This window comes from Thiocapsa sp. (assembly GCF_011390875.1).
Classification (GTDB): Bacteria; Pseudomonadota; Gammaproteobacteria; order Chromatiales; family Chromatiaceae; genus Thiocapsa.
This window is the reverse complement of sequence record NZ_JAABRP010000200.1, coordinates 1-8,399: the sequence shown is the minus strand read 5'-3', so window position 1 is coordinate 8,399 and position 8,399 is coordinate 1. Positions and strand designations below refer to the sequence as shown.

General features: G+C 58.8%; 10 protein-coding genes. 9 read left to right on the top strand and 1 reads right to left on the bottom strand.

Features of this window, described 5'->3' with window-relative positions; genetic code table 11:
* The first annotated feature begins 529 nt into the window (after positions 1-529).
* The 9 genes from GPT33_RS14945 to GPT33_RS14905 all read left to right on the top strand — a co-directional run bounded on the left by GPT33_RS14945 (position 530) and on the right by GPT33_RS14905 (position 7,444).
* Positions 530-796, top strand: coding sequence for a YgjP-like metallopeptidase domain-containing protein (locus GPT33_RS14945; protein WP_296810280.1), 267 nt, complete (start codon positions 530-532; stop codon positions 794-796).
* Positions 797-1,115: 319 nt separating this feature from the next.
* A complete protein-coding gene (locus GPT33_RS14940) occupies positions 1,116-1,916 on the top strand; it encodes a hypothetical protein (RefSeq protein WP_296810279.1) in 801 nt (266 codons plus the stop codon).
* Positions 1,917-2,558: 642 nt separating this feature from the next.
* Positions 2,559-3,422, top strand: a complete 864-nt coding sequence (locus tag GPT33_RS14935) for an adenylyl-sulfate reductase (RefSeq protein WP_296810277.1) — start codon at positions 2,559-2,561, stop codon at positions 3,420-3,422.
* A 39-nt stretch (positions 3,423-3,461) separates the two neighbouring features.
* The gene (aprB, locus tag GPT33_RS14930; RefSeq protein WP_120798671.1) at positions 3,462-3,944 is read left to right on the top strand and encodes an adenylyl-sulfate reductase subunit beta; all 483 of its coding nucleotides are present in this window, start codon (positions 3,462-3,464) and stop codon (positions 3,942-3,944) included.
* Positions 3,944-5,827, top strand: coding sequence for an adenylyl-sulfate reductase subunit alpha (gene aprA, locus GPT33_RS14925; protein WP_120798672.1), 1,884 nt, complete (start codon positions 3,944-3,946; stop codon positions 5,825-5,827). Before aprB ends, aprA begins: the two co-directional genes overlap by 1 nt.
* 222 nt (positions 5,828-6,049) lie before the next feature.
* Positions 6,050-6,400 carry a hypothetical protein gene (locus tag GPT33_RS14920; protein WP_120798673.1) on the top strand — a complete coding sequence of 117 codons (351 nt, stop codon included), beginning with the start codon at positions 6,050-6,052 and terminating at the stop codon, positions 6,398-6,400.
* A 5-nt stretch (positions 6,401-6,405) separates the two neighbouring features.
* On the top strand, positions 6,406-6,915 hold the full coding sequence (locus GPT33_RS14915; protein ID WP_296810272.1) for a peptidylprolyl isomerase: 510 nt from the start codon (positions 6,406-6,408) through the stop codon (positions 6,913-6,915).
* A gap of 50 nt (positions 6,916-6,965) precedes the next feature.
* Positions 6,966-7,286, top strand: coding sequence for a hypothetical protein (locus GPT33_RS14910; RefSeq protein ID WP_296810271.1), 321 nt, complete (start codon positions 6,966-6,968; stop codon positions 7,284-7,286).
* Positions 7,283-7,444: a hypothetical protein gene (locus GPT33_RS14905; protein ID WP_296810269.1), complete on the top strand. Its 162-nt coding sequence runs from the start codon at positions 7,283-7,285 to the stop codon at positions 7,442-7,444. Before GPT33_RS14910 ends, GPT33_RS14905 begins: the two co-directional genes overlap by 4 nt.
* 334 nt (positions 7,445-7,778) lie before the next feature.
* Here GPT33_RS14905 and GPT33_RS14900 read toward each other — a convergent pair whose 3' ends face one another.
* The gene (locus GPT33_RS14900; RefSeq protein WP_363929400.1) at positions 7,779-8,276 is read right to left on the bottom strand and encodes a peptidylprolyl isomerase; all 498 of its coding nucleotides are present in this window, start codon (positions 8,274-8,276) and stop codon (positions 7,779-7,781) included.
* Positions 8,277-8,399 lie beyond the last annotated feature (123 nt).

Sequence of the window (8,399 nt, the reverse complement as noted above, 5' to 3'; positions counted from 1 at the left end):
CATGCCGGAGCCGACAGCTTGCGGTTAGCGAGCCGACTTCCGTCCGCATGACGTCGATTTGGCGCTTGGCGCATGCAGGTGTCTTCGCAGCCTTCCGCCGACGGCCCGGAGCGCACGGTGCACGGGTTGAAGTGGCCCCCTACCGTTCCTGCCGGCCCGGCAGCTCCCTACCTCGACCGAAGCAAGCCGAGCTTGCGTTTGACGAAGGCAAGGGTCTCGGCACCGAGGCTCAGCCATTAATCACACCGCCGTCATCAACGGGGTCCGCCAAGAGGGCAACCGCTGGCGGCAGGATCCCGACCCCAACCACTCGAAAGCGCGTTCAACAGCATGATTGCACGAGCCGTCGGCGAGCTCAAACACCGACATGACATGACAGGGGAGACAACACCGATATGCGTAGAACTCGCGAACCTCGCAACGAATCGTCGTCCATGAGCCGCCGCTCTATATCCAAAAGAAGGTCCACCCCAAAGCGTTGATCGATGATCTCTTGCGCCGGACCAAGGAAGGCCAGTAAGACGCCGGCATGTGCACCGCCGACCTCTTCGCCGACTTCGACGGCATCCCCAAGGACGCGGACAAGACCGAGTTCTATCGACACGACCAGAACTGGTCGAACCGCATGACTGAGCAGTGTCTGGAGTACATCCTCGTCCATGTGCTGACGCATCTGCCGGAACGGCGCCACAATGCGCGGTTTGTCGAGCTGATGGATCGCCATCTCCGGCAGTGGCGGCAGTCGTGCGACCTGCTCAACGGGCTGCGGCCCGCTCACGCAGACTGGGGTTACTGAGATACGATACCTGTGGGGTGCGCGTATGGCCGTCGTGCCCATTCACGTCGGTCGATCCAGCAGACCCTTCTGTCGGTCCCCGGGCGAATATTGACACCATCTGTACGGTAGCATAATCCATGCAATCGCCTAAATTTGCGTCCCGTGAAGGGATGCAGCACGGTCTACCTCGGGTCACCCGCGCCGCATCGACCTCCTTCCTCGCCTTGTAACCCACTCGTATCTGCCGTCGATGATCAAAGTTCACTCTCAACGCGTCCTACAGCCGTACTCGGCACAAGTACAAATCGCTGAATCCGATCATGCGCGAGCGCTTTCGATGGACGGCGATTTGTGGGAGTTTCACTTTATCTATGCAAACAGTCGTGGCGGAAATGCAAGCGCCGCTCGACATCAGGGGCGTTTTACCAGGGCCGCACACATCAGGCATTGCGATCTCGAACGGGTTATCGAAAACCCTGTCACGGACGACGGCCAGGTGGATCGACGCATACTTGAGTTGGCGACCTTTTTGATTGGGGCACGACTGCCGTTCGAGGCCGCGGATCGCTATGAGTACTGGCTCCTTGATCCTAAAGACCACTCGCCGCTCGCGTTGATTTTCTCTTGTGTCGACGCGTCGGCGATGGCGTCGTTTCCAAAGCTCACTGATTGGGCTGCGCTCCCGGCCGCTGTGATGCCGATCGAAACGAGTGAGGCTGAGCGCAGCAGGTCTTACGGGCCCGTGAATTACCGGTTGGAAAGATGTGTCGCCGAGCGCGCGGGTACTAAACCAAAGGCCCAATGGTTCACCCGGAGGTACAACGAGAGTGAGGTTTTCCCCCCTTTCTTGGTCCGCGAGGACTGGGAGAGCGAAGAGCATCGGGAGCTTTGTCAACGTTATCTGCAACGCCAAGCCCCCCGTTTGCTGATGCTGCATGGAGTGAGTTTCGAGGAGCGGCGCAGAATGGAGTTGGCGGCGCGGGCGAACGCGCTGGACGTGATGCGCTTCTACCCGCTTTATCCGGAAATCGCCGATCACGACGTGATGGATAAGATCCGGATCGAGGCTCGGCTTCGGATGGCGGCAGGGGAGACGGCCTACGCGTTGGGGCGCCGGGATGGCGTTCTGTACCAGTGATGCGGACGCCTCCGGCCTCTCAATAATGCTGCCTCGCAATGGCAAGGTGCTCAAAAAACAGCCCGACCTCGTCAACCCGGCAGTGGCGTGGCCGACGCACCTGGACACCCACCGAGGCGTCCTGCGGACGCGTGGTGGTCGGCGATCACTCCGAGGCCGCCTCGGCCTCGCGACCGGAGACTGGCGTCGGTTAACGTTTCGGCGCAACGGGGAGACGCCGACAGCGCCTGTGCGTCAGGCCGGTCGCGCGCGAAACAGCTCGAATCGGCGGGACGAAGACCTCGGTGAACCGACCGGGCGTTCCGCCGAGGGTGCGTCGGAGGCAAAGGCGAGGGCGTCGAAATGCGAGCAATCCACGAGACATTCTTCGGGAAACGAGTGTTGTTTCGATCTTGCCGTTTACGCCGGACTCATAAGTCGTAGTTATGTGGCCCGAAAATGTCTGAGTCGCACAGCATGTGCTGAAACCCTTATACTCCACCCCCAGTGTCGCCGGGACTCGCGGAAGAAGAGCCGCCATCCCAGTGGGGCGGTTGGATATCCGTTCCTTCGGCATCGCCAGTCGACCTGATGCTGGAGCCGATCGGGTCACCGTATCCTCGAGGTAGCCGAGGTTCACATCCTGTATGGAGTCAACTTCCAATGATCGCAAGTAATCCTTTCGCGATTTTGTCCGAGAGCCTTTCACTTGATCCAGGCGTCATGCAAGCGTACGTCATTCTGATGGTCCTTCTGGTCATCGGCGGCACTCTGCTCGACGTTGTCCATAAGAAGAGTGCCAAGTACTTTTTCGAGAAGGGGCAGTCGCTGAAGAAGATCGCCAAGCGCGAGGTCGGCGGTGGAGAGAAGATCGGCATCGCCATGAGTACGGTGGCGAACGAGGTGTTGACCTCGAGCGAGTTCAAGAATCAAGACCGTCGTATCTCGCACCTGTTCACCATGTATGGCTTCGTCTTCTTCGTGATCACCACGGCTGTGATGATCTTCGGTCTGCCCGTCGCCGAGGGCGAGGGCTCGGGTCTGGCGCCTCTGCTGTGGCATCTGGGTGCGCTCTCGATCTGCATCGGCGGCTACTGGTTCTGGTTCAAGATCCGCGTCGATGTGCGCTCCGAGGGTAACGAGTGGCACAACGTGCATCAGTCCGACATCTTCATTGTCTCGCTCTTGCTGATGGCGACCTTTGCGCTGATCTGGTCCTTCCTGCAGGCGGTCGGCGGTGCGACTTCGGTGCTGAGCATCATCGCGTTTGTCGTTTTCATCGTCGCGGCCACCACGCTGTTCAGCACCATTCTGTGGTCGAAGTTCGCACACATGTTCTTCAAGCCCGCGGCGGCGTTCCAGAAGAAGGTAGCGGTTGCGGACGGCTCGCGCGATAAGCTTCCCGAGATTCCCGATTTGTCCAGCGCCGAGTGCAAAGAGCGCTACCCGGACATTCCGGAGTACATGGGTGCGAATCCGCCGAACATGGGGCTCGGCATCAAGCGCGAAGCTCCGGCCAACTATTGATCTCGAGCTGCGAGCTTAAGTCACGAAGAGGAAACGAATATGCCAACATTCGTCTATATGACGCGCTGTGACGGTTGCGGCCAATGTGTCGACATCTGCCCCTCGGATATCATGCACATCGATCCGGTGGTGCGCCGCGCTTACAACATCGAGCCCAACATGTGTTGGGAGTGCTACTCCTGCGTGAAGGCCTGCCCGCACAACGCCATCGACGTCCGCGGCTACGCGGATTTTGCCCCGCTCGGCCATTCGGTCCGGGTTCAGCGTGACGAGGAAAAGGGTGTCATCGCCTGGCGGATCATCTTCCGCAATGGCGAAAAGGACATGAATCTCCTGGCCCCGATCACGACGAAGCCTTGGGGCAAGCACATTCCGCAGTTGGCGGACGTGCCGTCTCCCAGTCAGGATATGCGCGACAGCGAGCTTCTGTTCAACGAGCCGAAATACATCCGATTCGATGACGGTGGTCTGCACACGCTCGAGAAGGCCGGGCTCCAACTGAAAGTAGGGGTGTACGAATAATGGCTTACAAGACAGTCGTTGAGGACGGCATCGACGTCCTGGTGTGCGGTGCAGGACTGGGCGGCACAGGTGCTGCTTTCGAGGCCCGCTACTGGGGTAAAGATAAGAAGATCGTGGTTGCCGAGAAGGCGAACATCGATCGCTCCGGCGCGGTGGCCCAGGGCCTGTACGCCATCAACTGCTACATGGGTACCCGGTTCGGCGAGAATAACCCGGAAGACCATGTGCGCTACGCGCGCATCGACCTGATGGGCATGGTCCGGGAGGACCTCCTGTTCGATATGGCGCGCCACGTGGACTCAACGGTGCACCAGTTCGAGGAGTGGGGCCTGCCCTTGATGCGCAACCCGAAGACGGGTGCGTATCAGCGCGAAGGGCGCTGGCAGATCATGATTCACGGCGAGTCCTACAAGCCGATCGTCGCCGAGGCGGCTAAGAAGTCCGCTGACCAGGTCTTCAACCGGGTCTGCATCACCCATCTATTGATGGACGAAGCCAAGGAAAACCGCGTCGCCGGCGCCGTCGGGTTCAATGTGCGCACCGGCAATTACCACGTCTTCAAGTCCAAGACGGTGGTCGTCGCGGCAGGCGGCGCCTCCAACATCTTCAAGCCACGCTCCGTCGGCGAAGGTGCCGGCCGCGTTTGGTATGCACCTTGGTCGTCGGGCTCCGCCTATGGGCTCATGATCGGTGCGGGCGCGAAGATGACCCAAATGGAGAACAGGATCGTTCTCGCTCGCTTCAAGGACGGATACGGTCCGGTCGGTGCGTACTTCCTGCACCTGAAGACCTACACGCAGAACGGCATGGGCGAAGAGTACGAATCCAAGTGGTTTCCGGCCTTGGAGAAAATGGTCGGTAAGCGCTACCTGGACGTGGAGGCGTCGCACCTGTCGCATCGTCCGATTCCCACTTGTCTGCGGAATCACGCGTTCATCAACGAGGTGAACGCCGGCCGCGGTCCGATCCACATGGTGACCATGGAGGCGTTCCAAGATCCGCATCTCGAAGAGATCGGCTGGCACAACTTCTTGGGCATGACCGTCGGCCAGGCCGTATTGTGGGCAGCGACGGATGTCGACCCGAAGTATGAAAATCCGGAGTTGACGACCTCCGAGCCCTACGTCATGGGTTCGCATGCCACCGGGTGTGGAGCCTGGTGCTCAGGCCCCGAAGACATCTCCCCACCGGATTATTTCTGGGGCTACAACCGCATGACCACCGTGGAAGGTCTGTTCGGTGCGGGTGACGCTGTCGGCGGGACACCGCATGCCTTCTCGTCCGGTTCCTTTACGGAAGGGCGGCTCGCGGCCAAGGCAGCCTGCAAGTATATCGACGACGGGAAGGGGGAGGGCATCCGCGTCTCCGACGAGCAGATCAATCGTCGCAAGGAAGAGATCTACAAGCCGATGGAGCACTACAAGGTCTATCGGAACGAGATCACTGCCGGTTCGGTCAACCCGCACTACATCAACCCGCGTCAGGGTTTGGATCGTCTGCAGAAGCTGATGGACGAGTATTGCGGCGGGGTCACGGTCAGCTACATGACCAACGAGAAGCTGCTGAATATCGGGCTCAAAAAGCTCAAGCTTCTGGAAGAGGACCTTGAAAAGATTGCCGCGGAGAATATCCACGAGCTGCTGCGAGCCTGGGAGCTGAAGCATCGTCACCTCACCTCCGAGGCGGTCATGCATCATACGCTGTTCCGCAAGGAAACCCGCTGGCCCGGCTACTACTATCGCGGTGACGTGATGAAGGTGGATGACGAGAACTGGCATGTGCTCACGGTCTCCCGCCGGGATCCCGAGACCGGCGAGTACACCATGGAGAAGGCGCCGTTGTACCACTTGATCGATGACAAGCCAGAGGCGAAGGCTGCGTAAGCCTTTGCGAAGAAAGCCGGGGCCTCGGGGATCGGGGCCTCGGCCCTCTCGCGGTTCTCACATGCTTGTTGGACGAGCGCCAGGCGAAGCGTTATGCGCGCTTGTGTCGTTGCCAAAGATTAGGCATGGCGTTTATCGAGAGGGTTTCATCGCTGTAAAGCCGGCGGTTTCAGCTCGAGTCCGTCACAAGATTGCCAAGACGTACACCGATGGCGATGCGAAATGAACATCAACGATAAGTCCGACGAGGAAATTCTCGAGATCGCCCATCCGATGTGGGACGAGTTGGTGCAGTACTCCAACAAAGGTCAATACGGCAAGTTCATCAGGAAGTTCTCCTATGAGCTGCTGCTCGGTTTAAACGAGGTCGAGCTTGGTAAGCAGTTCGCGCACAGCGAATTGTCCCGGAACCTGGTCGAAGAGCGAGACTTTCTCGGGCTCATTCGGCGTGGCGAGCATGTGACCGTTCTCTATCGTATGCGCAGTACGACGAAGGAGGGGGAGTGGCTGGGAAGAATGGTTCTCGGCTATGAAAAAGGCGAGGTCCGTATCTTCGCCGTGTCGATTTTCTAAGCATCATGACAGACACCATCCAGCACAATAAGTACGTCGAGCTCAAATATCGCGTGGTCGACGCCAAGAACCGCCATGTATTGACGGCTGTGGATTTTCCGTTGGGCTATGTCCATGGCGTGAACGACGTGCTGTCATCTCAAGTCATGGCCGAGCTCGAGGGAAAAGCGGTCGGTGATACGCTATCGGTCGCGCTGGACTGCAACACCTTGTTCGGTGCGCGGGATGAGTCTCTCGTCGTGACCGACCTCGTCGAGAACGTTCCTGAAGAATACCGAGAGGTCGGTACCAGTATCTTGATGGAAAACGACCGGGGCGAAACGAAGACCTTCCTGGTCACGAGAGTCGACGAGAAGACGTTGACGATTGACGGAAATAATCCCTTGTGCGGTAGAGACGTCGTCTTTGAGCTTGAGATATTGACCGTCCGCGATGCGACGGAGGCAGAGGTGGCCGCAGGCGGCAAGGTCGAAACGCCGCCAACGCTGACGGGTGTGAAGCCTGTACCCCTTTAGCGAATGATCATAAAAACCCGAGCAAGGGCTTCCGCCATGGGTAAGAAAGAATGCAGCTGAACCTCGATCCGACACTGTTTGATGAGCAGCAATTCATTCTAGTCCGCGCGCTGGTGCAGAGTATCAGGGTTAAGCTGCAGGAAGCGGGCTTGAGCGGTGAAAAGCTGGAAGACGCGACAGCGAGCATTGCGTTCAGCGTCGCCAGTACGATCGATGACACGTCGGCGATCGAAGTCGACGGGAAGGAAGTCCATCCGTACCTGACATTTCGTACGTCGGATGACGAGTTGACTCACTGCGGTGAAAACGCATACACGCATGAGTTCGTGTATGAGGCCCTGCAAATCCTGTCTAGAGAAGGTGACTTATGAGCGAGCAATCAAAGAGCAGACCAAAGGTTCCGGAAGGCAAGGTGCGCTTCCACAAGACCAAACAAATGGAAGCCAATGAGAAAGGTTTCGTCGGATATGAGACGATCTGGGACTCCTTGCAGAAAGAGGTCGAGTATAAGACCCCGAAGCGGCCCTGATCTCCTGTAGAGCCGGAGGCGTGCCGGGTTTCCGCGACCTCGAGACCCCCGCGACGGGCCTCAACGCGGCGAAACCCGGAGACCCCACCGGCCGTTGTTCTACACCGAACCGAGCGCGCGTGGCTTTTGGGGTGGCAGGGCGTGTCCTGCGCGCATCGGGAGAGGGCGCGGATGAGGCGGCGGTCACTATGGCGAGAGGGCGTGTAACGCCGATCCGGCGGGAGCGTGAGTGCAAATCGCCGAAACGTCGTCGCTTTTGTTGCAAAAGCCGAGATGTCGGCGGATCAGGTGCGGGGCGGGACGCCCTGCTGTCCTTATCCTCCGTGCTGCTGATTCACCTCTCGGGGTTTGCCCCGACGTTGCCGCCGTACTCTTTTTCCTCCCCTGTTGCATCCCGAACCAACAGAACTTTCACCTGGTAGATGACCTCCCTGCCATAGAGCGGGTTGTTGCCATCGAAGGTGATCTTGTCGCCTTCAATTTTGGTCACCAGAAAACTCTTCATTTGACCGAGATTGTTCTCCATCAGGATCTGGGTGCCGACCTGGCGATACTCGCGCGGTACGACAGCGACCTTTTCGGTGATCACGAGTGACTCGTCTCTAGGACCGTACAACTCATTGCAATCGACGAGCAGGTCGACCCGTTGACCTTGCGCCTTGCCTTCAAGCTCGCGGGTGATCGTCGGTGCCAATATCTCATTGACCCCGTGAACGTAGCTGAGGGGGCGCGAGATTTCGGTTAGGACATCGCCGGTCTTGCTGTCGCGCACGAGGTAGGTTAGCTCGACGTATTTGCCGTCGGTAATGATGTTTGCGCTGGTTTCGGTCATGGATGTCCGGGGAAGGTGGGAGGTTGGGGAAGATACAAGGGCGTTGCGGGCATGTCGGTTTAGGGTATCCGGTTTTGAAGCAGAGCGATGATCGAACCTGGTGGATGGCTCAAGGGCGCCGAG